The organism is Pseudotabrizicola alkalilacus, assembly GCF_003443995.1.
Classification (GTDB): Bacteria; Pseudomonadota; Alphaproteobacteria; order Rhodobacterales; family Rhodobacteraceae; genus Pseudotabrizicola; species Pseudotabrizicola alkalilacus.
The window spans coordinates 291,515-312,575 of record NZ_QWEY01000001.1 but is presented as its reverse complement, the minus strand read 5'-3'; the positions used below and the strand labels follow the sequence as shown (position 1 = coordinate 312,575).

At 65.4% G+C, this 21,061-nt stretch carries 20 protein-coding genes and 1 tRNA gene; 11 read left to right on the top strand and 10 right to left on the bottom strand.

From position 1 onward, the window contains the following. Positions 1–187: 187 nt before the first annotated feature. Positions 188–1,174 (bottom strand): 2-hydroxyacid dehydrogenase, encoded by a 987-nt coding sequence (locus tag D1012_RS01540; protein ID WP_118149569.1) that lies wholly within the window; start codon positions 1,172–1,174, stop codon positions 188–190. A 185-nt stretch (positions 1,175–1,359) separates the two neighbouring features. Between D1012_RS01540 and D1012_RS01535 the strand changes: the two genes are divergently transcribed. The 8 genes from D1012_RS01535 to D1012_RS01500 all read left to right on the top strand — a co-directional run bounded on the left by D1012_RS01535 (position 1,360) and on the right by D1012_RS01500 (position 10,108). After that, positions 1,360–2,013: an SH3 domain-containing protein gene (locus D1012_RS01535; protein WP_118150011.1), complete on the top strand. Its 654-nt coding sequence runs from the start codon at positions 1,360–1,362 to the stop codon at positions 2,011–2,013. 96 nt (positions 2,014–2,109) lie between these two features. After that, positions 2,110–3,012, top strand: a complete 903-nt coding sequence (locus D1012_RS01530) for a cation diffusion facilitator family transporter (protein WP_233516982.1) — start codon at positions 2,110–2,112, stop codon at positions 3,010–3,012. 90 nt (positions 3,013–3,102) lie between these two features. Beyond that, positions 3,103–3,756, top strand: coding sequence for a TetR/AcrR family transcriptional regulator (locus D1012_RS01525; protein WP_118149567.1), 654 nt, complete (start codon positions 3,103–3,105; stop codon positions 3,754–3,756). After that, positions 3,753–4,928, top strand: coding sequence for a pyridoxal phosphate-dependent aminotransferase (locus D1012_RS01520; protein WP_118149566.1), 1,176 nt, complete (start codon positions 3,753–3,755; stop codon positions 4,926–4,928). Before D1012_RS01525 ends, D1012_RS01520 begins: the two co-directional genes overlap by 4 nt. Positions 4,929–4,931: 3 nt before the next feature. Beyond that, the gene (locus D1012_RS01515; protein ID WP_118149565.1) at positions 4,932–6,503 is read left to right on the top strand and encodes a 5-guanidino-2-oxopentanoate decarboxylase; all 1,572 of its coding nucleotides are present in this window, start codon (positions 4,932–4,934) and stop codon (positions 6,501–6,503) included. 148 nt (positions 6,504–6,651) lie between these two features. Further along, positions 6,652–7,239: a peptidoglycan-binding protein gene (locus D1012_RS01510; RefSeq protein WP_118149564.1), complete on the top strand. Its 588-nt coding sequence runs from the start codon at positions 6,652–6,654 to the stop codon at positions 7,237–7,239. Positions 7,240–7,535: 296 nt separating this feature from the next. Then, positions 7,536–8,075 (top strand): RNA polymerase sigma factor, encoded by a 540-nt coding sequence (locus tag D1012_RS01505; RefSeq protein WP_118150010.1) that lies wholly within the window; start codon positions 7,536–7,538, stop codon positions 8,073–8,075. After that, the gene (locus tag D1012_RS01500) at positions 8,072–10,108 is read left to right on the top strand and encodes a vWA domain-containing protein (RefSeq protein ID WP_118149563.1); all 2,037 of its coding nucleotides are present in this window, start codon (positions 8,072–8,074) and stop codon (positions 10,106–10,108) included. The genes D1012_RS01505 and D1012_RS01500 overlap by 4 nt, the downstream gene beginning before the upstream one ends. A gap of 170 nt (positions 10,109–10,278) precedes the next feature. Here D1012_RS01500 and D1012_RS01495 read toward each other — a convergent pair. The 4 genes from D1012_RS01495 to D1012_RS01480 all read right to left on the bottom strand — a co-directional run bounded on the left by D1012_RS01495 (position 10,279) and on the right by D1012_RS01480 (position 13,988). Beyond that, positions 10,279–10,355: transfer RNA gene (locus D1012_RS01495), tRNA-Arg, on the bottom strand. A 50-nt stretch (positions 10,356–10,405) separates the two neighbouring features. Then, complete coding sequence (locus D1012_RS01490) at positions 10,406–11,755, bottom strand: sensor histidine kinase (RefSeq protein ID WP_118150009.1); 1,350 nt, start codon at positions 11,753–11,755, stop codon at positions 10,406–10,408. A gap of 99 nt (positions 11,756–11,854) precedes the next feature. Beyond that, a complete protein-coding gene (locus D1012_RS01485; RefSeq protein ID WP_118149562.1) occupies positions 11,855–13,273 on the bottom strand; it encodes a dihydrolipoyl dehydrogenase family protein in 1,419 nt (472 codons plus the stop codon). Between the two features lies 1 nt (position 13,274). Further along, a complete protein-coding gene (locus D1012_RS01480; RefSeq protein ID WP_118149561.1) occupies positions 13,275–13,988 on the bottom strand; it encodes a TVP38/TMEM64 family protein in 714 nt (237 codons plus the stop codon). A gap of 249 nt (positions 13,989–14,237) precedes the next feature. On the opposite strand from D1012_RS01480, the gene rpmH reads away from it, so the two are divergent. From rpmH to yidD, 3 genes are read left to right on the top strand one after another with little or no spacing between them, the layout of a single operon-like run. Continuing rightward, entirely contained in the window at positions 14,238–14,372 is a 135-nt protein-coding gene (gene rpmH, locus D1012_RS01475; protein WP_118149560.1) for a 50S ribosomal protein L34, read from the top strand. 42 nt (positions 14,373–14,414) lie between these two features. Further along, entirely contained in the window at positions 14,415–14,828 is a 414-nt protein-coding gene (gene rnpA, locus D1012_RS01470; protein WP_118149559.1) for a ribonuclease P protein component, read from the top strand. Next, the gene (yidD, locus tag D1012_RS01465) at positions 14,825–15,094 is read left to right on the top strand and encodes a membrane protein insertion efficiency factor YidD (protein ID WP_118149558.1); all 270 of its coding nucleotides are present in this window, start codon (positions 14,825–14,827) and stop codon (positions 15,092–15,094) included. Before rnpA ends, yidD begins: the two co-directional genes overlap by 4 nt. Here the strand turns inward: yidD and yihA are convergent. From yihA to ttcA, 5 genes are all read right to left on the bottom strand, one after another. Then, entirely contained in the window at positions 15,065–15,718 is a 654-nt protein-coding gene (yihA, locus tag D1012_RS01460) for a ribosome biogenesis GTP-binding protein YihA/YsxC (protein WP_118149557.1), read from the bottom strand. The two genes, yidD and yihA, sit on opposite strands and share 30 nt — an antisense overlap. Then, complete coding sequence (locus D1012_RS01455; protein ID WP_118149556.1) at positions 15,715–16,461, bottom strand: MOSC domain-containing protein; 747 nt, start codon at positions 16,459–16,461, stop codon at positions 15,715–15,717. Before D1012_RS01455 ends, yihA begins: the two co-directional genes overlap by 4 nt. Then, a complete protein-coding gene (gene yidC, locus D1012_RS01450; RefSeq protein ID WP_118150008.1) occupies positions 16,458–18,314 on the bottom strand; it encodes a membrane protein insertase YidC in 1,857 nt (618 codons plus the stop codon). The genes D1012_RS01455 and yidC overlap by 4 nt, the downstream gene beginning before the upstream one ends. A 190-nt stretch (positions 18,315–18,504) precedes the next feature. Continuing rightward, on the bottom strand, positions 18,505–19,959 hold the full coding sequence (locus D1012_RS01445) for a putative bifunctional diguanylate cyclase/phosphodiesterase (protein ID WP_233517004.1): 1,455 nt from the start codon (positions 19,957–19,959) through the stop codon (positions 18,505–18,507). A 158-nt stretch (positions 19,960–20,117) separates the two neighbouring features. Further along, on the bottom strand, positions 20,118–20,987 hold the full coding sequence (ttcA, locus tag D1012_RS01440) for a tRNA 2-thiocytidine(32) synthetase TtcA (protein ID WP_118149554.1): 870 nt from the start codon (positions 20,985–20,987) through the stop codon (positions 20,118–20,120). Between the last annotated feature and the right edge of the window lie 74 nt (positions 20,988–21,061).

The following is a 21,061-nucleotide window of genomic DNA, read 5'->3' as shown; positions in this document are numbered from 1 at the left end:
CGGGGAGTATTTGGGAAAGCTGCAAAGCCGGGGCGTGCCCCAGTGATTTGCTGCTTTTCCAAATACTCTGGGGTGAGCCGCCCCTCTTCGGGCGGCGAGGGGCAACGCCCCTGTGACCGAGGCGGTTGGCCGCAGGCCAGAGCCGAGATAAAAACAATGCGGCGCAGCCGCTCAATTTCCTTGAAAGCTACAGTTGGCCCGGCACCACCTGATCCGGGGGGCGGTGGCCGTCGGCAAAGGTCTTGATGTTGATGATGACCTTTTCGCCCATCTCGATCCGGCCTTCCAGCGTGGCGCTGCCCATATGCGGCAGCAGGACCACATTGGGCAGTTCGCGCAGGCGCGGGTTGACCTCATGCCCGTGCTCGAACACGTCGAGGCCCGCGCCGCCCAACTCGCCCGCGCGCAGGCCACGGGTCAGGGCGTTTTCGTCAATCACCTCGCCGCGCGAGGTGTTGACGATCACGGCGGTCGGTTTCATCAGCTTCAGCCGACGCGCGTTCATCAGGTGATAGGTCGAAGGCGTGTGCGGGCAGTTGATCGACAGGATGTCCATCCGGCTGACCATCTGGTCGAGGCTTTCCCAGAAGGTCGCGTCCAGCTCCGCCTCCAGCTCGGGGCGCAGGCGTTTGCGGTTGTTGTAATGCACCTGCATGCCAAAGGCACGGGCGCGACGGGCAACGGCCTGACCGATCCGGCCCATGCCAAGGATGCCCAGCCGTTTGCCGCCCAGACGCCCGCCCATGAACGCGGTGGGGGCCCAGCCCTGCCACGCCCCCGCCTGCATCACCGCCAGTCCTTCGGGAATGCGGCGGGTGACGGCCATGATCAGCGCCAGGGTCATGTCGGCGGTGTCTTCGGTGACCACGCCGGGGGTGTTTGACACCAGAATCCCGCGCTGGCGGGCGGTGGCGACGTCGATGTGGTCAACCCCCGCGCCGTAATTGGCGATGAGTTTCAGCTTGTCGCCCGCCTGACCGATCAAGGCGGCATCAATCGGGTCGGTGACACAGGGCACCAGCACATCGGCACGGCGCATGGCATTCGCCAGCTCTTCGCGCGTCATCCGGGTGTCGGGGTCGCGCAGCTCGACATCGAACAGTTCCTTCATCCGCGTCTCGACGGGTTCGGGCAACCGTCGCGTGACTACAACACTTAGCCGTTGTGCGGGCATCGAGGCCTCCCTGGACTTGATCTTGGCGCGCGCCTGAGGGCAAAGTGACGGGAACCGGGGCGGGGCACAAGACCCTAAGCGATCAAGGCCCGAAAGTTGAGTGGAGGCAGCCCTTTGCCGGGCTGTCCGACAAGCAGAACCAACAGACCGGGGGCATACCCGGCCACAGGCGGATGGTGAACGACATGCTGAAGGCATTGCTGACGGGCGTGGCCCTGATCGCGGGGGCGGGTCCGGTGCTGTCGGATGTGGTGCGGCCAAAGCCGCGGCCGGTGCTGGTGTCGGCCCCGGCAGCGCCCGAAACGGTGCCGCTGACGGCGACCGAGGCCACCGGTGCCGCGCCCGCGATGCGGCCGTTAGGGCCACCCGCTCCGCCGGCGGCCGCGCCGGTGGCAGAGCCGCGCGATCCGAACAAGGGCGCGGTGACCAACCTGCCGCTGCCGCGTTATGTCTCGCTCAAATCGGGCGAGGGCAATGCCCGGCGCGGGCCGGGGTTGTCGCACCGGATCGACTGGGTGTTCACACGGGTCGGCATGCCGCTCAAGATCACCGCCGAACATGGCCACTGGCGCCGGGTCGAGGATGCCGAAGGCGTGGGTGGCTGGGTGCATTATGCGCTGCTGTCTGGCGTGCGCTCGGTGATGGTGGCCGAAGATATGGCAACGTTTTACAGCCGCGACGATACCACCTCGCTGGCGGCATTTCAGGCCGAGCGCGGGGTGGTCGCGCGGGTGATCGGCTGTGCTGATGGCTGGTGCCGGGTTACAGTGGACGGGCAGCGCGGCTGGGCCCCGGTCAGCAGCCTGTGGGGTGTCACGGCGGATGAGGTGATCGACTAGCGTCGCTTTGACCGCCGCCGGGTCGGAAATCTGCTTGCGCTTGACCGGCGCGACGGGGTAGCGCATGCCCCCTTTGACGCGAAGATGGGGGCAAAGATGGCATCCGAACAGACACGGCTGAATTTGTCGGCGGGGGTTGCCTCGGTCTCGGTGGCCGGGGTTCTGGTGGTGCTGAAGCTGTGGGCGCTGGGGCAGACCGGGTCGCTGTCGGTGGCGGCGTCACTGGCTGACAGTGCGATGGATCTGATGGTCAGCCTGATGGCGATGGCGGCGATTCTGTATGCGGCCAAGCCAGCGGATGAGGATCATGCCTTTGGCCACACCTCGGCAGAGGATCTGGCCTCGCTGGGTCAGGCGCTGTTCATTCTGGTGTCAGCGGGGGTGATCGGGGTGGCTTCGGTGCAGCGCCTGCTGGCACCAGAGCCGGAGACCCTCATGCGCGAGGGCGTCGGCATGGGGGTGATGGCGGTGTCAATCCTGCTGACGCTGGGGCTGGTGATCTGGCAGGGCCGGGTGGCCCGGCGCACCGGCAACAAGGTGGTGGCGGCGGACCGGCTGCATTATCTGGGCGATCTGTTGCCGAACATCGGGGCGATTGCTTCGCTCTGGGCGTCGCGCGCGTTCGGGCTGACCTCGGTGGATTCGGTGGTCGCTTTAGCAGCGGCGGGGATGCTGGCGCTGGGGGCGCTGCGGATCGGGCGGGATGCGTTCAACGCGCTGATGGACCGGCGGGCCGATCCGGTGGTGATTGCCGGGATCGAGGCGATTGCCCGCGACTGGCCGGGGGTGCAGGGCTATCACGACATCAAGACCCGGACTGCCGGGAGCCGGATTTTCGTGCAGATCCATATCGAGCTGGAAGGTGGCCAGCCGCTGCGCGAGGCGCATGCCATTGGCGCGGGGCTGCGGCGGGCGATCCTGCAGGCTTATCCGGAGGCTGATGTGATCGTTCACAAGGATGTGGCGGAGGACCGGGCAACCCCGCCCGGCGCGCCGTGACAGCCCGATTTATGTGAAACACCTTTCCATCAGGGCATGGACTATCCTAAGATACTGCTTAATTATACAATCGTATAATAAGGAGATCCCATGGCCGAGGACCGCCGCCCCTATCGTCGGGAATCGCAGGAACAGCGCCGGGAGGCGTTGATCGCTGCGGCACTGGAATTGCTGGCCGAAGGCGGGCCACAGGCGGCGACGGTGCGGGCGATTGCGGACCGGGCGGGCATCACCGCCGGGCTGATCCGGCATTATTTCCAATCCAAGGATGACCTGACCCGCGCCGCTTATGCCGCGCTGATGGATCGTATGACGTCAGAGAGTCTGGCGGCGACCGAGAGCGCCAGCGATGATCCGGCGGCGCGGCTGGCAGCGTTTGTTGCGGTCAGTCTGCGGCCTCCGGTCATGGATGGCGAACGCGTGCGGCTCTGGGCCGGGTTCCTGCACCATGTGCGGCGTGATCCGATGATGCGCGAGGTGCATGAGGCCACCTATCTGGGCTACCGCGACCGGCTTCAGGCCTTGATTCAGGCGTTACCGGGCAAGGCCGACCCGGCCACGGCGCGGGCGCTGTCGATTGCCTGCAATGCGGTGATTGACGGGCTGTGGCTGGAAGGCGGCACGCTGCCCGACAGCTTTGCCGCCGGAGAGGTGGAGCGGATCGGCCTGTCTGCCATCTCCGCCATTCTGAAGACGCCGTTGCCCCTGCCACCCCCTGCCCCCAACTCTGCCGAGGTTCCATGAAATACGCTGCTGTGCTTGACGATCTGTCCGGGTTGGGGGGCGCCAAATGGGGCGTTCATCTGCGGGCGCGCGCGCTGAAGGCCGAAGGGCGGCAGGTGCTGGAGCTGACCATCGGCGAGCCCGACACGCCGCCGCCCGCCCGTCTAGTCCAGACGGCGGTGGCCGCGATGACCGCCGGGCGCACGGGGTATTCGAACGGACGGGGTGAGGCCGGGCTGTTGCGGGCGCTGGCCGAGCGCTACACAGCGCGGCGCGGGCGGCACTTTGGCCCGGATCAGTTTCTGTGCCTGCCGGGCACGCAGACCGTTTTGTATATGGTGCTGCGCGCTCTGGCCTCGGCGGGCGACGAAGTACTGGTAGGCGACCCGATGTATGCGACCTATGAGGGTGTGATCCGGGCCAGCGGTGCCGCCATGGTGCCGGTGCCGCTGCGGGCCGAGCATGGCTTTCGCATGCAGGCGGCGGATGTGGCGGCGCGGATTACGCCCCGCAGCCGGGTGCTGTTTTTGAACACGCCGCACAATCCGACCGGGGCGGTGCTGACGCCCGCCGATATTGCGGCGCTGGGTGAGGTCGCGCGCGCCCATGATCTGTGGATCCTGTCGGATGAGGTTTATGAAGAGCTGGTGTTTGACGGCACCGATTTTGTCTCTCCGCTGTCGCAGGCTGATCTGGCGGATCGGGTGATCGCGGCAGCGTCGATCTCCAAATCCCATGCGGCACCGGGGTTCCGGTCTGGCTGGTGTGTCGGTCCGGCCGACTTTGTCAGCCGCGCCCTGCCGCTGGCCGAAACCATGCTGTTCGGCAATCAGCCGTTTCTGGCCGATGCGACGGCGGAAGCGATTTCGTCCCCTTCCCCCGTCGCACGTGGCATGGCGACCCGCTATGCCGCGCGGGCGCAGATGCTGGCAGAGGCGCTGGACGGGGTGGCGGGGCTGCGGGTGCATCGCCCGGATGCGGGCATGTTCGCGCTGCTGGACGTGCGGGCGAGCGGGCTGAGCGGCGAGGGCTTTGCTCTGGCCTTGCTGGAGGCCGAAGGCGTGGCCTGCATGCCAGGCGAAAGCTTTGGCGACGGGCTGGCGGGCTGGCTGCGTATCAGCCTGACGCAACCCGATGCGGTGATCGCCGAGGCGGCGGCGCGGATTGCGCGTTTTGCGCACAGCGGGGTGTAGCGCATGACAACGGTGGGGATGCGACTGGTCGAAGGGCTGGCGGCGCGCGGGGTCGAGGTGGTGTTCGGCATCCCCGGTGTGCACACGGTGGAGCTGTACCGCGGGCTGGCCGGGTCATCCCTGCGCCATGTGACAGCGCGGCATGAGCAGGGGGCGGCCTTTATGGCCGATGGCTATGCGCGGGTGACGGGCAAGCCGGGGGTGGCCTTTGTGATCACCGGGCCGGGGCTGACCAATGCGCTGACCGCGATGGCACAGGCGCGGGCCGATTCGGTGCCGATGCTGGTGGTGTCGGGGGTGAACCGGCGCGACTCATTGGGGCAAGGCTTTGGCCTGCTGCACGAATTGCCCGATCAGGCCGGAATGGTGCGCGCACTGTGCCCGACGTTGCGGGTGAGCGCGCCCGAGATGCTGGGGCCGGTGCTGGACCGGGCCTTTGCACTGATGCTGGGGGCGCGTCCCAGCCCGGTGCATATCGAGGTGCCGACCGATGTGATGGCGCTGGAGGCCGGGGCGCTGCCGCCCGCGCTGCCGCTGGCGCGGCGGGCACCCGAGGCGGCGGCGCTGGCCGGAGCCACGCAGCAGCTGAACGCGGCGCGGCGGGTGGTGATCCTTGCCGGGGGCGGGACAAAGGCGGCGGCGGGGCCGCTCTGCGCGCTGGCCGAAGCGCTGGATGCGCCGGTGGTGCAGACGGTGAATGCGCGGGGCGTGATGTTCGGACATGCCTTGGGGGTGCCCGCCTCGCCCAGTCTGGATGCGGTGCGGGCGCTGATTGCCGGGGCCGATCTGGTGCTGGCGGTGGGCACCGAACTGGCGCCAACCGATTATGACATGTATGTGCGCGGCGGATTTCCCGATCTGTCAGGGATGATCCGCATCGACGCCTGTGCCGAGCAGCTGGCGCGACACCCGGCAGCGCTGCGGATTCAGGCGGATGCCGGGCTGGCGCTTGCGGCTTTGGCGCAGGCGGTGGCCGCGCGGCAGGCCGATGGTCCGGCACGGGCCGAGGCCACGCGGCGCGCGGCATGGGCCGAACTGGCGGGGCTGCATCCGGCGATGCAGGCGCAACAGAAAATCGTCGAGGCGATGCGCGACGCGCTGCCCGGCGCGATCCTTCTCGGCGACAGCACCCAGCCGGTCTATGCCGCCAACCTGTATTATGACCATGACCGCGCGGGCGGCTGGTTCAATGCCGCCACCGGCTATGGCGCGCTTGGCTTTGGCCCCGGTGCGGCCATCGGCGCGGCTTTGGCCGCGCCCGGCGTTCCGGTGGTCTGTCTGATCGGCGACGGTGGATTGCAGTTCAGCGCTGCGGAACTGCGCACCGCCCGTGACGAAGGCCTGCCGATCAGCTTTGTCGTCTGGAACAATGCCGGTTACCGCGAGATTGCCGAGGCGATGGCGGGGGCCGGGGCGCAGGTGATCGGTTGCGATCCGTCACCGCTGAGTCTCGGGCCGTTTGCCGAGGCCTGCGGGTTGCCCTTTGCCAGCCTTGCGCCCGATCCGGACGCGTTGCGCGCGGCTTTGCAGCAGGCGCAGAACGGACCACGGCTGATCGAGTTGCGCGCGCCCTGAAAAGTCATTTCCCGTAACTGTTTGATTTTACGGATGCTATCGCATAACAGCGCGGCGTTTTTGCCTAGCGCGGGGCTAGAGCGCATATCTTTTTCCATCACAGCGGGCGCTCTGCTCAGCCCTCGCGATCACTGGGAAAGGAAACCCGATGTTTAAATCTGTCAAGACCGCTGCCATTGCCACAGTCACCGCCTTGTCGATCGCCGTCACCGCTGCGGCCCCGGCGCAGGCGCTTGGCAAGAACGAGCGCAACTTTATCAAGGGCGTTGCGGCGGCTGTCATCGTCGGCGCGCTGATCAACCAGTCGCAGGCCCAGACCCGCCAGCCGCAGCCCGAGCCGGTGTACCGGCCCACGCCGCAGCCCCAGCCGCATTACCGCCCGCGTCCACAGCCCGAACCGCAGCACCACTATCGCCCACGCCCGCAGCCGGAACCGCAGCACCACTATCGCCCCCGCCATGACCAGCACCACCAAACCAGCGGGCGGGTGATCGGGTCGAACAATTCGGTGCATGCGACCATCGCGGCGCAGTCTTTCAACAGCTATTCAGTGGCGCAACGCCGCGCGATCCAGAGCCGTCTGCGCGCCTTTGGCTATTACAACGGTGGGATTGATGCCGCCTTTGGTCCCGGCACCTATCGCGCCGTGGTGGCCTATGCCCGCGACAGCGGCGGCGAGCGTCAGTTGCAGACCCGTGCCGGCAGCTTTGGGGTTTATGACAGCCTGCTCTACTGATCCGGCCAGCGTTTCGAACAGCGTCTTGTCCCTTGTCCCCTCAGGACAAGGCGCTTTACGCGCCCCGGCCCATCCCCGGTCGGGGCGCAGATATTGCCCTTGAATTTATTGCCCGCAAAGCGATTGGCCGCCGTTCTGTCCTCTCTCAAACTGTGGCAGAACGGTTTCTGCGCCCCGGCCCTTGTCCGGCCGGGGCGCATTTTTGTCAAAAGTGATACAAGCCGTGATGTTTTCCGCCCGCCTGAATTTTCGCCAAGGATTGCCCCCTGGCCTGCGTCTGACCTAGTGTGATGCTGATGGAAACGCCTGACGAAACTCTTGCATTGGCCGCTGCCGGTGGCGACCGTGCCGCTTTTGCGGCGCTGGTCACCCGGCACTATGACCGGATCTTCGGGCTTGGCTGGCGGCTGACCGGCAGCCGGGCCGAAGCCGAAGATCTGGCGCAGGAGATTTGCGCCGCCCTGCCGCACCGGCTGCGCGGCTGGCGGGCCGAGGCGCGGTTTACCACCTGGCTCTACCGGGTGGTGGTGAATGCGGCCCATGACGCCCGCCGCCGCGCGGCTGTGCGCAATCGCGCGGCCGATGGCTGGGGCGACTGGGAAATCGCCCGGCAGGAGGCGATGGCTGAGGACCGGGCCGCACAGGACTGGCTGACAGCGGCGATGGGGCGGCTGCCGGTGGAATTGCGCGATACTGTGGCGCTGGTGCTGGGCGAAGAGATGACGCAAGCCGAAGCCGGGGCGGTGCTGGGCCTGTCCGAAGGCACCATCGCCTGGCGGATGTCGGAGGTAAAGAAACGGCTGCGCGCCATGGCCGCCGAGGAGGCAAAGGCATGACCCGTGACCCCGAACTCGACAGACTGAAAGCCGCGCTGAAGGCGGCCCCCGCCAGCGACCCCGCTGCAAAAGCGGCGGCTCTGGCCCGCGCGATGGAGGCGTATGAAGACTCGGCCCTCGGTCGCCAAGGATCGGGCGCGCCGCTGCGTTCCAATGTTGACCGCCCCTTGCAGGCGGGGTTTGGCGGTGGAGTGCGCAAGATGCTGAATGCTTTGAAACTGAAACCCCTGCTGGCGGCGACCACATCGGTCGCGGCTCTGGCGCTGGGACTGGTGGTGTTCTTGCCACAGACAGAGCAGCCCCCCGGCAGGATGGCGACGCCCCGCCCGGCGCAGGCCCCCGCGCCAGCTGCCCCTGAACTGCGCAACGCGCCGGTGGCCGAACTGGCACCTGCGCCGGAAGCCGTGCCAGCACCTGAGACGATGATGACCCGCAAAGCGGCCCCGGTGGAACAGGCGGTCCCGCAGGGTGGCGCGGCGGATCTGGCAATGGAGGCGCAGACCGCAGAACCCATGGCCGTGGAGCCCTCTGCCATGGCGCTTGTTGACGCCGACCAGATGGCCCCGCCGCTCCAAGATGACGAAGCGTTCGCGAATGCGGGCGCGAACCCGGTGCAAGTCACGGCAGAGGCGCCGGTTTCAACCTTTTCGGTGGATGTGGATACCGCGTCTTATGCCATCGTCCGCAACAGCCTGATGGCGGGTGCCCTGCCCGAGCCCGATGCGGTGCGGGTGGAAGAGATGGTGAATTATTTCCCCTATGCCTATCCCGCCCCAAAGGCCGGGGAGCCGCCGTTCCACCCGACTGTCACGGTGATGCCGACGCCATGGAACGCAGGTACAAGGCTGGTGCATATCGCGTTGCAGGGCCGGATGCCCGAGGTGGCGGCGCGACCGGCGCTGAACCTTGTGTTCCTGATCGACACCTCTGGCTCGATGAATGAGCCAAACAAGCTGCCGCTGTTGAAACAATCGCTGTCGCTGATGCTGGCCGAACTGCGCCCCGAGGATCAGGTGGCCATCGTTGCCTATGCCGGTTCGGCGGGCGAGGTGCTGCCGCCAACCCCGGCCTCGGAGCGCGCGACGATTATGAACGCACTGAACCGGCTGGACGCGGGCGGCGCAACCGCTGGGGCCGAGGGGCTGACGCTGGCCTATCGCCTTGCCGAAGGGATGACGGCGGCCGGTGAGGTCAGCCGCGTGCTGCTGGCCACCGATGGCGATTTCAATGTCGGCGTGGATGACCCCGAGGGGCTGGCGGCCTTTGTCGCCCGCAAGCGCAACACCGGGGTTTATCTGTCGGTGCTGGGCTTTGGCCGGGGCAATCTGGATGACGCCACGATGCAGGCTCTGGCGCAGAACGGCAACGGAATGGCTGCCTATATCGACACGCTGCAAGAGGCGCGCAAAGTGCTGGTGGATCAGCTGACCGGCGCACTGTTCCCGATTGCCGACGATGTGAAAATTCAGGTCGAATGGAACCCGGCGCAGGTCGCGGAATACCGGCTGATCGGCTATGAGACCCGCGCCCTGCGCCGCGAAGATTTCAACAATGACGCGGTGGATGCAGGCGAGATTGGCGCGGGCCATGCGGTGACCGCGATCTATGAGGTGACGGCACCGGGCAGCCCGGCGCTGCTGCACGACCCGTTGCGCTATGGCACGGCGGTGGCCGATGCGATGGCCGAAGAGGCGGCGACGGGCGACATTGTGGAAGATGCGCCCGAGCTGGGCTTTCTGCGCCTGCGCTACAAGGCCCCGCGTGAGACGGTCAGCGCATTGATCGAGGCGCCGATTGTCGCGGGCGCACAGCAGACCACTGACGCGGTGCAGGGGGAGGCGCTTTTGCAAGAAGCGCGCTTTGCCGCAGCAATTGCCGGGTTCGGGCAGCTGTTGCGCAGTTCAACCTATCTGGGTGACTGGGGCTGGGATGAAGCGATCACGCTGGCCGAAGCAAACCGGGGCGAAGACCGCTATGGCTACCGGATCGAGGCGGTCAACCTGATGCGGCTGGCGCAATCGCTGGCCCGCTGACAGCGCGGTCAGTGCTTTGCTTGCCCCGGCGGTGACGCGACGCTGGGGCACAGCAACGCGGCGGCGCACAGGGAATGCAGTCTGACTCGCAGGCGGGACATGTAAAATCATGTCACAGGGCAACTGCCTGATGAAAAAAGGCAATTTCTTGGCGACGCCTGAAAGAGGAATGGTGAACCCGGAGCGATTCGAACGCCCGACCCTCAGATTCGTAGTCTGATGCTCTATCCAGCTGAGCTACGGGTCCACTATGAGGGCGGATTTAGCGGCCCCCGCCGGGGTTTGCAAGGGCAAAAGTCACACATTCGCAAGACTGTTTTCCGAAATCTGTTTGGGCAGGTGAATCAGAAACTCTGTACCATCGCTATCGCTGCGCCCCAGCTCCAGCCGACCGCCATGGCCCCGGATCAGCTCTGCCGCGATGGCCAGTCCAAGCCCGGTGCCCCCCTTGCGCGTGCCGCCCTGAAACGCGGCAAACAGGTGCTCGCGGGCCTTTGGCGGCAGTCCCGGCCCGGTGTCCCCCACCCGTAACCACCACTGCGCATCATCCTCGCCTGCCGAAATCTCGACCACCCCGCCCTGCCCCGTTGCTTCCATCGCCTGCCGGGCGTTGCGCACCAGATTGGACAGCACGCGGAACAGCTGCTCGCCATCGGCGCGCAGAATGAAACCGGGGGGGATGTCGATCAGGGCGGTGACGGGGCTTTCGCCCAGCAGGCCCTCGGCCTCGGCCACCTCTTCGGCCAGCGGGCGCAGGGCAAGCCGCTCCAGCCGTGGCGGCGGTTCTTCGGCCTTGCCAAAGGCCAGCGTCGACTCGCACAGGCTGACCGCGCGGCTGATCGAGTTCACCAGCTTGGGCGCAGCGCGGGCCACCATCGGGTCGGCGCTGCCCTCGATCCGGTCGGCAAACAGCTGCGCCGTGGTCAGGATGTTGCGCAGATCGTGGCTGATCTTGGCCACCGCCCCGCCCAGCTGGGCCAGCCGTTCCTTTTGCCGCAACGCGCCGGTGAGCTGCTTTTGCATGCTTTCCAGCGCATCCTCGGCCGCCCGCAGCTCGACCACAGGTGAGGTTGGTGCGATCACGCGGCGGGCGTCTTCGGGGGCCTCGGCATAGGCTTGCATGTGGCGCACCACGCGGCGGATCGGGGCCACGATCATCCGCTGCACCGATATGAACAACAAAACCGCCGTCACCGCCGAAATCAGCACCGACAGCACCAGAATGCGCAGGCCGTATTCCAGCATCGCCTTTCGCAACGGCCCGGTCTCCATCGTGACCTCGATCAGCAGCCCCGCCTGTTGCACCGGATTGCCGATCACCCGGATCACCCGGTTGACCGGATCGCGCATCACGCCGATGGCATCGCGGATCAGCTCCCACGGGCCAGAGGCACGCAGATCATACGTATCATAGATCGCTGCCGGAATGGGCGAGGACAGTGCCAGCTGCCGCACCTCATCGCGGCGCAGCACCACGTTGAACACGCCCGCATTCACCAGCAACTCGGCCTCCAGATCCGGCGCGATCACCTCATCCGTTGTAAGCAGCGCGAGAGAGGCGATCTGCGCCTTTTCCAGCCGCAACAGCAGATAATCAGCCCGGAACCGCGCGACCGAAGGCACCAGAATCAGGACTTCGGCCAACATGACAAAGGCGATTGTCAGCAGCAGGAACCGCCCCGAGAGCGTCTTGAAAAACCCGCCGTGCCCCGCCTTCACCCTGTTTCGCCCTCCTGTCGCCTTGCGTCACGGCAAAAATCTCTGCACCAGCCGCACAAACCGCTTGAGCATAGGATTATCAAAGAGTTTAGGGGAAAAATAGGCTCCTGCCGCACGTTTCGAGATTTCACCCAACGTCGGATAGGGCGCAACCATGCCGGCGATTGCCGACATCTTGACGCGCGACGCGATGGCAAAGGCCCAAAGCCCGATCAACTCGCCCGCCTGCGGCCCGACGATGGACGCACCCACTGGCCTGCCCTTGACCACCATCACCTTCAGCAGCCCCTTCGGCTTGCCCTCGGCCTGTGCGCGGTCATTGTGCGCGAACTCCTGCCGCAGCACGGTCAGCGCATCGCCATGCGCCTTGCGCGCCTCGGCCTCGGTCAGGCCAACCTGAGCGAGTTCCGGGTCGGTGTAGGTGACCCATGGAATGTGATGTGTGCTGGTCTTTGCAGGCAGGCCCAGCACAATCTGGCGGATTACGATCCCTGCGTGGTAGCCCGCGACATGGGTAAACTGCAGCCCGCCCGCCACATCGCCCACTGCATAGACCCGGCGGTTGGAACTGCGCAGATCGGGGCCGACGGCTATACCCTTTCGGTCGTGGGTCACCCCGGCAACCTCAAGGTTCAGCCCGTCCAGATGCACCTTGCGCCCGACCGCCAGCAGCAGATGGCTGCCCTGCACATCACGGCCGTCTTTCAGCGTGACTTTGATAGCACCCGCCTGACCTGAAACGGTTGTGACCGGCGCATCTTCCAGTATCTCCACCCCTTCGGCGCGCAGATTGGCCAGTGCCACCGCCGCCAGTTCCGGATCATCCCGGCCAAACGCCTTTGCGCCCTCGATCACCGTCACCGATGCTCCCAGCCGCCGGTGCGCCTGTGCCATTTCCATCCCGATCGGCCCGCCGCCGATGATGATCAGATGCGCGGGCCGGTCGCGCAGAGCAAAGATTGTCTCGTTGGTCAGGTAGGGCACGGTCTCAATGCCCGCAATCGGCGGCACCAGCGGGCGGCTGCCGGTGGCAATGACAAAACGGCGGGCCTTGATGGTCTGGCCCCCCGCCTCAAGCGTATCCGGCCCAGTGAACCGCGCCCAATCGCGGATCACCTGAACGCCTAGCCCCTCGAACCGCTCCTGACTGTCGACCGGGGCAATCGTGGTGATCACCTGTGCCACGTGATCCTTGACCGCGCCAAAGTCGACCTCCGGCTCGACCGGGGTGATGCCAAAACGCGCGCCGTCCCGCATTGCCTGCGCCGCCTTGGCCGCCGCGATCAGCGCTTTGGACGGCACGCAGCCCGCGTTCAGGCAGTCGCCGCCCATCTCGCCGCCCTCGATCAGCACCACGCGCGCGCCCATCTGCACCGCGCCCGCCGCCACCGACAACCCGCCGGAGCCTGCGCCGATGATGCAGATGTCTGTCTCGATCAGGCTCATGTCAGGCCTCCCTTTTGAAACGCTTGAGCAGTACAGGCAGCGCCGACAAGGCGGCCAGCCCCAGAATCGGGCCGATGATATGCGGCGCGAAGATAATCGACAGATCAGGGGTCTCGCCGCGTGCGAACACCTCGCCCAGACCGGCGCCCACCGAGGTAAACACCAGCCCGCCCGGAATGATCCCGAAAAATGTGGTCACTGCGAACCGCATCAGCGAGGCACCGACAAAGGCCGGCAGCAGATTCGCGATAAAAAACGGCACCACCGGCACCAGCCGCATGATCAGCAGGGCCGACCATTCGTTGTCGCGCAGCCCCTGTTGCAGCCGGGCCGCCGCCCCGCCCTTTTCCGCGATCCGCGCCGCCACATCCGCGCCAAACCCGGCGCGGGCGGCCAGAAAAATCGCCACCGCGCCAAGCGTTGCCGCGCCGACATTGTAAAACACCCCCGGAAACAGCCCGAACAAAAAGCCGCCGGTCAAGGTGGCAATGGTCGCCCCCGGCAGGCTGAACGCCACGATCACCATATAGGTCGCGACAAAGACAAGGCTGGCAAAGGCAAAGTTCCCGTCGCGAAACGCCAGCAGCGACTCGCGGTGCCGGGCAAGCGAGTCAAAACTGAACTGATCGCGCAAAAGAAAGGCCCCCAGAACAGCGACAGCGGCAATCACAAGGATCGGCAGGCGTTTCAGCCAGGGGTTTTCAGTGGTCGGCATGACATCCCTTTCAACAGCATTTCCCTTCCCTACGGGCGCGGGTGGAGATGTGTTTCAGCAAAATTGCTTTGCAACAACGGCATCACGGTGCATTGATCAGGCCTGCCGCCGCGATCTTCTGCGAAATGTTGCCCGAATTCGGCGTGCCTTGCGTTGACTTGGGTTCAAACCCTGCGTAAAGACCGGGCTTCAAGTTCCCTGCCCTCGAATCCTTTGGGGTTCGGGCAAGCCGTCTGATGGAGAGCCGCGATGAAGCGCACATTTCAACCGTCCAACCTGGTCCGCAAGCGTCGCCATGGTTTCCGCGCCCGCATGGCCACCAAAGGTGGTCGTCTGGTGCTGGCCGCCCGCCGCGCCAAGGGCCGTCACAAGCTGTCGGCATAAGTCCTTCGGCCCCGTTCAGGGCCGCTTATGGATAGGCAAGACATGACGCCGCCGGAGGAAACGGGCATTGGCATAACCGCCGAAGCGCCCTGTGCGCCTCCGGCGGTTTCACTTTGCATAACGACCATGCGCCACCGCCCCGAATTCCTGCGCACAGCCTCGGCGCGCAGGCAGGGCGCGGGTGGTTTTCTGGTGCAGGCCCGCTGCCGCAATGATGGCAAGCCGGGGGTGCAGGTCGGCTTTACCGCCTCAAAGAAAATCGGCAATGCCGTGTTCCGCAACCGCGCCAAGCGCCGCCTGCGGGAAATTGCGCGTGCCGTGTTGCCACAACTGGCACAGCCCGGATGGGATTATGTGCTGGTGGCCCGGCCCGGTGTGACCGTGGACCGCCCCTTTGCCCAATTGCTGACCGATCTGGAAACCGCGCTGCGTGCGATACACGCGCCACGGGCATGACCCCGCTGGCGCATCTGGTGGCGCTGCCGGTGCGCGCCTATCGCCTGTTGCTCAGCCCTTGGGTCGGCCATGGCTGCCGCTTTCAGCCCACCTGCTCCGCTTATGCGCTGGAGGCGCTGCAGCGCCATGGCGGCCTCAAGGGCGGCTATCTGACCGCACATCGGATCTGCCGCTGCCACCCATGGGGCGGTCACGGCTATGACCCGGTGCCGGGGTCTGACCCGGCACATGATGCCTCACTCCAGCGTGGCGATGATCGCGCGTAGGGTCTCGATCCCCTCACCCTTTTCCGAACTGGTGATCACGATTTCCGGATAGGCCGCCGGATGCTTGGTCAGCGCCGCCTGCACCTGTTCGATATTGGCCTCGCGCGTCGCCGCGTTCACCTTGTCGGCCTTGGTCATCACCACCTGAAAAGTCACCGCGGATTTGTCCAGCAGCGACAGGATCTCCTGATCCACCGCCTTGATCCCGTGCCGGGTGTCCACCAGCACAAAGGCCCGCCGCAGGGTCTGGCGCCCTTGCAGATACGACCGCAGCAACGCCTGCCATTTTTCGACCACAGCCAGCGGCGCCTCGGCATAGCCATAGCCGGGAAGGTCGACCATATAGCGCTGCTCGCCCAGGGCGAAATAGTTGATTTCTTGTGTCCGACCCGGCGTGTTCGACGCCCGCGCCAGCGTCTTGCGCCCGGTCAGCGCGTTGATCAGGCTGGATTTCCCGACGTTCGAGCGCCCGGCAAAGCAGACCTCAAGCCGGTCCGCCGGTGGCAGGCCCGGCATGGCGACCACGCCTTTGACAAAATCGACCGGCCCGGCAAACAGCAGCCGCCCCTTTTCGCGGGGCTCAAGGTCAGGCATCTCGGCCAAGGGAAAACGTACAGCGCTCATAGCACCTCCACTTGGTCGCCACGCGCGATGGGACCGGATTTTGTGACCATGGCATAGGTGCCAAAGTCCTGATGGCCAAACGCGCTTTGCAGCGCGCCCAGCGTGTCGGCATCGACAGCTCCCGTCTCCGGGTTGACGGTCGTCGCCTTGCAACGGGTGATGCGCTGCTCGATCCGCAGTTCGGCCCCGCCGATCCGCAGGGTGCGGCCCAGCAGATCCCACTCGGCCCAAGGGGCAAGCCCCTCCAGCCACAGATTGCCGCGCCAGCGATGCATCGACAGATCGCGCCCCATCCGCGCGCCCAGATCGGCGTTGGAGGCCAGGTTCAGAACCGCCACAAATGGCTCGGGCACATCGGTCATCGCCTGCCCCGGCACATGACCCACCCGCGCAGGCGCGGGCCGGTCGGCGGGCCAGAGCGGTCGCAACCATTCCACCAGCACGGCGCTGTCGGTATCCGGGGCCAGCGTGATCTCGCCCGCTGTCGGATGGCTCAGCGTTACCCGCCGCGCGCCCTCATCCAGCCGGGCGCGGATCGCCATAAGCTCTGGCCCGGCCACGCCGCGCAGAAAGTTCATCTTGGGGGTCCAGCCGGTCAGGGCATCGGCCTTTGCAGCCTCGTGCAGCACCGCCCATTCCCGGTCGAACGGCAAAGCGCGCCCCTGTGTCAGGGGCGCGCTTGCCAGTTCCTCAAAACCTATGGATTTGATCGGATGGCGGCAGATCTGGGCCAGCCGGATCATTTCTTCTTGGGCTTCGCGCTCTTGTCAGCCACCGGAACAACAGGCGGCTTTTTCTTGAAGCCGGACTTGATGTTGCCGAACAGATCCGGCTTGTGACCATGGCTGCGCATGATGGCGTATTGCTGGGTAAAGGTAATCACGTTGTTGGTGATCCAGTACACGACCAACCCGCTGGCAAAGCCGCCAAGCATGAACATGAAAATCCAGGGCATCCAGGCAAAGATCATTTGTTGCGTCGGATCAGAGGGCGCCGGGTTCAGCTTTTGCTGCAGCCACATGCTGATGCCAAGCAGGATCGGCAGAATGCCGATGAACACCAGGGCCAGGATCGTGCCCGGTTCCGGCGAAGCCCAGGGCAGCAGGCCAAACAGGTTGAAGATCGACGAGCTGTCGGGGGCCGACAGATCGTTCAGCCAGCCAAAGAACGGCGCATGACGCAGTTCGATGGTGACAAAGATCACCTTGTACAGCGCAAAGAAGATCGGAATTTGGATCAGGATCGGCAGGCACCCGGCAGCCGGGTTTACCTTTTTATCCTTGTACAGCTTCATCATCTCGCGCTGCATCATCTGCTTGTCGTCGCCCGCACGCTCTTTGAGCGCCTCCATCTCGGGCTGCAGCTCTTTCATCCGTGCCATGCTGACATAGGATTTATAGGCCAGCGGCAGGACCAGCAGCTTGAGGATAAAGGTCAGCGCGATGATCGCGACACCCATGTTGCCGATATTGGCATTCAGCCAGTGCAGGATCGCAAAGATCGGCTTGGTCAGGAAAAAGAACCAGCCCCAGTCGATCGCGTCGATAAAGCCGGGGATCGGCTGAGCGGTGGTGCCGACAGCGCCATCATTCTGATAGGCGCGGATGGTTTCCCACCGCTTGGCCCCGGCAAACAGCCGCTGGGTCGAAGACACCGTTTCACCCGGCGCCACCGCAACGACCGCCTGACGGGTCTCGGTCTGGTAGATATTGGCTTGCGGCACAAATTTGGTGACCGAGGTAAAGGGCTTGCCCTGTTCCGGCACCAGAACCGTCATCCAGTACTTGTCGGTGAAACCGATCCAGCCATCGGTTTGCGCTTCGACCACCTGCGCCTGTGCGCCTTCGCGGTCGACCAGCGGCAGGTCGGCAACGTCATCGTAATCGGTTTCGGTCAGCTTGCCATCGGCGCGGGCGACCACGCCTTCGTGGCTGACAAAGAAGTTCTCAAGATTGGTCGGCTTGCCATGACGGGCGACGATACCATAGGGAAACAGCCGCGCCTCGGCCGTGCCGGTGTTCTGCACGCTCTCAGTCACGGTGAACATGAAATGCTCGTCCACCGCGATCTGGCGGGTGAAGTTCAGGCCGTTGCCATTGTCCCACCGCAGCGTGACCGGCTGACCGGGCGACAGGGTGCCGCCGCCTGCGGGCATCCACTCGGTGTTGGCACCGGGCACGTCCTCGAAGTTCAGCGCCCCGGCGGGGCCCCAACCGAACAGCGCGTAATAGGCGTTTGGCTGCCCCACCGGCGCCAGCAGGCGCACGATGCCGGAGTTTTCGTCCAGCGTCTGCTTGTAGGTTTTCAGCTCCAGATCGTCGATCCGGCCCCCCAGCAGCGAGATCGAGCCCGTGAGTTCCGGCGTGTCGATGGTCAGCCGCGGCGCTTCGGCCGTTGGGGCTGCTCCATCAGCCGTTGCGGTCGCGCCGGGCTGCGTCGCAGCCGGGGGCAAGGTCGCATCGGTCTGCGTCACCGCCGGGGTGTTCGCATTGGGGTCAATCACCGGCTCAGGTGGAGGAAACATCACAAACCAGACCATGATGACCACAAAGGACAGCACGGTTGCGAGGATGAGGTTCTTGTTCTGATCGTCCATCGGGACTTCCGCCACCATTGTTCAGGTCAGCGGTCGTTCAACAGAAGGGGGCGGGAAAGGTCAAGCGGTTTTCCTGTTTCGGCCCGAGTATTGATGTGGCAGATCCGCCACCACCCTCCCCCGCAGACGATTGGGCGGCAATCCCGGGAACAGTTCAGTCTGTGCCCAGCCGACCCGGTGCGGGGCCTGTTCACAGCTGTTGCGAGCGTCCGATCTGGCTGGTCCGCGCCCTGCCGGTTTCATGCCGGGCAATCCAGCCAAACGTTTCCTCTACCGCCATCGGCCTTGCAATGCCAAAGCCCTGTACATGGCCACAGCCCAGCTGGGCGACCGTTACATGCTCGCCGGGGGTTTCGACACCCTCGGCCACGGTGTCGAGCCCAAGCCGGTCGCAGAGCGACAGGATTGCCGCGACCATGCGTTTCTGTTCGGGGTCCGTGTCGCTACGCGACACAAAGCAGCGGTCGACCTTGATCCGCCGCACGGCAAAGCGGCGGATATTGGCGATAGAGGCCTGACCAGTGCCAAAGTCATCCAGATCAATACCGCAACCCAACTCGGCAATCCGGGCCAGATTGGTCACGATCACATCATTGTCAGACCGCGCCGCCACGGTTTCAAGCACCTCGATCGTCAGACGCGGTGGGGCAAGGGAAAACCGATCCAGTTCCCATTTCAACTTGTCGGGGAGCCGCGGGTTGCGCAGTTCCGAGGCAGAGAAATTGACGGCTACCCGCTCGATGTGGTGACCGGCCTTGTCCCACCGGGTCAGCGCCGACAAAGCACCGTACAGAATCACCTCGCCCAGGCGCTCTGACAAACCCGCATCTTCGACCAGTGGCAAAAACTCTGACGGGGCGATGATCCCCCGCTCGGGGTGGTGCCAGCGGGCCAATGCCTCAAACCCGCTGATTTCACCGGTTTCGGTGGACAGCTGCGGCTGAAACCACGGGCGGATCTGCCCCTCATCCAGTGCATGTTCCAGACCAGCGCGCAACTCGGCGCGGTCGGCACGGCGGCGGGCCATATCGGGCTGATAGGCACGAATGGCAGCGGGGCCATTGCGCAGCGCCTCATCTGCCGCAGCCTGAGCCGCATCGAGCAAAGGGCCGCCCAGCAGGGCCGGGGCGCGCTCGGCCAGGCAGAACCCGACGGACAGCGACGGGTACACCGTCATGTCATCAACTGCCAAAGGCACGCTGACTGCCGACTGCAATCGCGCGGCCATCTGGACCGCCGCTTCCAGATCGAACCGGCGCACCGGCCCCAGGCTGACGGCAAAGCCATGGCCAGACAACCGCGCCACCACGTCGCCTTCGCGCAGCGAGAGGCCCAACCGCTCCCCCGTGCGCATCATCACGCGGTCAAAGGCCAGCCGCCCGTGCCGGTCCACCAGCATATCCAGTTCATCGAACATCAACACGAAACAGGCCGTGGTGCGCCCATGGGTCGCCACCCCCGCAAGCACCTGGTCAAGATTGGCGACAAACTGCGCCTCGGTCGCGAATCCATCATATCCGGGGGTGGTGTCAGGCGGGCGTGAACCCATCTTGCGCAGCCCGATCAGGGCAAAAGCCACCGGCACAACGATGGCCAGGGTCAGCAAGGCCAGTTCCCCCCCGAACCAGAAGGCGGCAACGGACACGGCAGGCAACAAAACCAGTCCATCCCCCCCTGACACCCGGCGCAGCAGAGCCCGGACCGAAGATGTGGGTGAGGAAGTCCTGTTCATAGTGCCCCCGAAGTGTCGCGGGCCCGTCACCCTCGTCGCCCCAAGCTAGGCGGCCAAGGGTATCTGAATGCTTAATCTTCCCCCCGAAGTTGCGGAAGATTTTCTGCAACTGGCCCCGCCAGCTGCATCAACCCGGCAAAATCGAACAGGCCGGGGTCGGCCAGATGCGAGGGGCGCACATTCATCAGCGACCGGAACATCACCTGGCGCCGCCCCGGCACCCGTGTCTCCCATTCATCCAGCAGCTTTTTCACCTGCGCGCGCTGCAACCCTTCTTGCGAGCCGCACAGATCGCAGGGGATGATCGGGTACCCCATCGAGCGCGCAAACCGGTCGCAATCCGCCTCGGCCACAAAGGCCAGGGGCCGGGCAACGAACAGGTCGCCCTCCTCGTTCAGCAGACGCGGCGGCATCGAGGCCAGACGGCCGCCGTGAAACAGGTTCATGAAGAATGTCTCAAGAATATCATCGCGGTGATGGCCCAGCACAACGGTCGAGCATCCCTCCTCGCGTGCGATTCGGTACAGGTTGCCGCGCCGCAGCCGGGAACATAGGCTGCACATGGTGCCGCCCGGCTTGATCTTGTCGATTACCACCGAATAGGTGTCCTGATACTCGATCCTGTGCTCCACCCCCATGCGGGTCAGAAACTCCGGCAGCACCGTCGCGGGAAAGCCGGGCTGGCCCTGATCCAGATTGCAGGCCAACAGGTCCACCGGCAACAGCCCGCGCCATTTCAGCTCGTGCAGCACCGCCAGCAGCGTGTAGCTGTCCTTGCCGCCCGACAGGCAGACCAGCCAGCGCTCGCCCGGTTTGGCCATGCCATAGGTGTCAATCGCGTCGCGCGCCTGTTGCACAAGCCGCTTGCGCAGCTTGCGGAACTCCAGCCCTTTGGGCGCGCCATGAAACAGCGGGTGAATGTCGTCGGCATCGTCAAGCATGGTGGCCTCCGCAGGGTTGCCCGGATATGCGACCCATGGGCGCGCGCGTCAAGCAGTCCTGCTTTTCGCACATG

What these genes read in the sequence shown, in the direction of transcription:
- D1012_RS01505 (WP_118150010.1), top strand. Translation starts at nt 7,536, where the DNA reads ATGGAAACGCCTGACGAAACTCTTGCATTGGCCGCTGCCGGTGGCGAC.
- yidD (WP_118149558.1), top strand. Translation starts at nt 14,825, where the DNA reads ATGACCCCGCTGGCGCATCTGGTGGCGCTGCCGGTGCGCGCCTATCGC.
- ttcA (WP_118149554.1), bottom strand. Translation starts at nt 20,987, where the DNA reads ATGCTTGACGATGCCGACGACATTCACCCGCTGTTTCATGGCGCGCCC.
- D1012_RS01520 (WP_118149566.1), top strand. Translation starts at nt 3,753, where the DNA reads ATGAAATACGCTGCTGTGCTTGACGATCTGTCCGGGTTGGGGGGCGCC.
- D1012_RS01510 (WP_118149564.1), top strand. Translation starts at nt 6,652, where the DNA reads ATGTTTAAATCTGTCAAGACCGCTGCCATTGCCACAGTCACCGCCTTG.
- rnpA (WP_118149559.1), top strand. Translation starts at nt 14,415, where the DNA reads ATGACGCCGCCGGAGGAAACGGGCATTGGCATAACCGCCGAAGCGCCC.
- rpmH (WP_118149560.1), top strand. Translation starts at nt 14,238, where the DNA reads ATGAAGCGCACATTTCAACCGTCCAACCTGGTCCGCAAGCGTCGCCAT.
- D1012_RS01540 (WP_118149569.1), bottom strand. Translation starts at nt 1,174, where the DNA reads ATGCCCGCACAACGGCTAAGTGTTGTAGTCACGCGACGGTTGCCCGAA.
- D1012_RS01525 (WP_118149567.1), top strand. Translation starts at nt 3,103, where the DNA reads ATGGCCGAGGACCGCCGCCCCTATCGTCGGGAATCGCAGGAACAGCGC.
- D1012_RS01485 (WP_118149562.1), bottom strand. Translation starts at nt 13,273, where the DNA reads ATGAGCCTGATCGAGACAGACATCTGCATCATCGGCGCAGGCTCCGGC.
- yidC (WP_118150008.1), bottom strand. Translation starts at nt 18,314, where the DNA reads ATGGACGATCAGAACAAGAACCTCATCCTCGCAACCGTGCTGTCCTTT.
- D1012_RS01530 (WP_233516982.1), top strand. Translation starts at nt 2,110, where the DNA reads ATGGCATCCGAACAGACACGGCTGAATTTGTCGGCGGGGGTTGCCTCG.
- D1012_RS01535 (WP_118150011.1), top strand. Translation starts at nt 1,360, where the DNA reads ATGCTGAAGGCATTGCTGACGGGCGTGGCCCTGATCGCGGGGGCGGGT.
- D1012_RS01455 (WP_118149556.1), bottom strand. Translation starts at nt 16,461, where the DNA reads ATGATCCGGCTGGCCCAGATCTGCCGCCATCCGATCAAATCCATAGGT.
- D1012_RS01515 (WP_118149565.1), top strand. Translation starts at nt 4,932, where the DNA reads ATGACAACGGTGGGGATGCGACTGGTCGAAGGGCTGGCGGCGCGCGGG.
- D1012_RS01480 (WP_118149561.1), bottom strand. Translation starts at nt 13,988, where the DNA reads ATGCCGACCACTGAAAACCCCTGGCTGAAACGCCTGCCGATCCTTGTG.
- D1012_RS01500 (WP_118149563.1), top strand. Translation starts at nt 8,072, where the DNA reads ATGACCCGTGACCCCGAACTCGACAGACTGAAAGCCGCGCTGAAGGCG.
- yihA (WP_118149557.1), bottom strand. Translation starts at nt 15,718, where the DNA reads ATGAGCGCTGTACGTTTTCCCTTGGCCGAGATGCCTGACCTTGAGCCC.
- D1012_RS01490 (WP_118150009.1), bottom strand. Translation starts at nt 11,755, where the DNA reads ATGTTGGCCGAAGTCCTGATTCTGGTGCCTTCGGTCGCGCGGTTCCGG.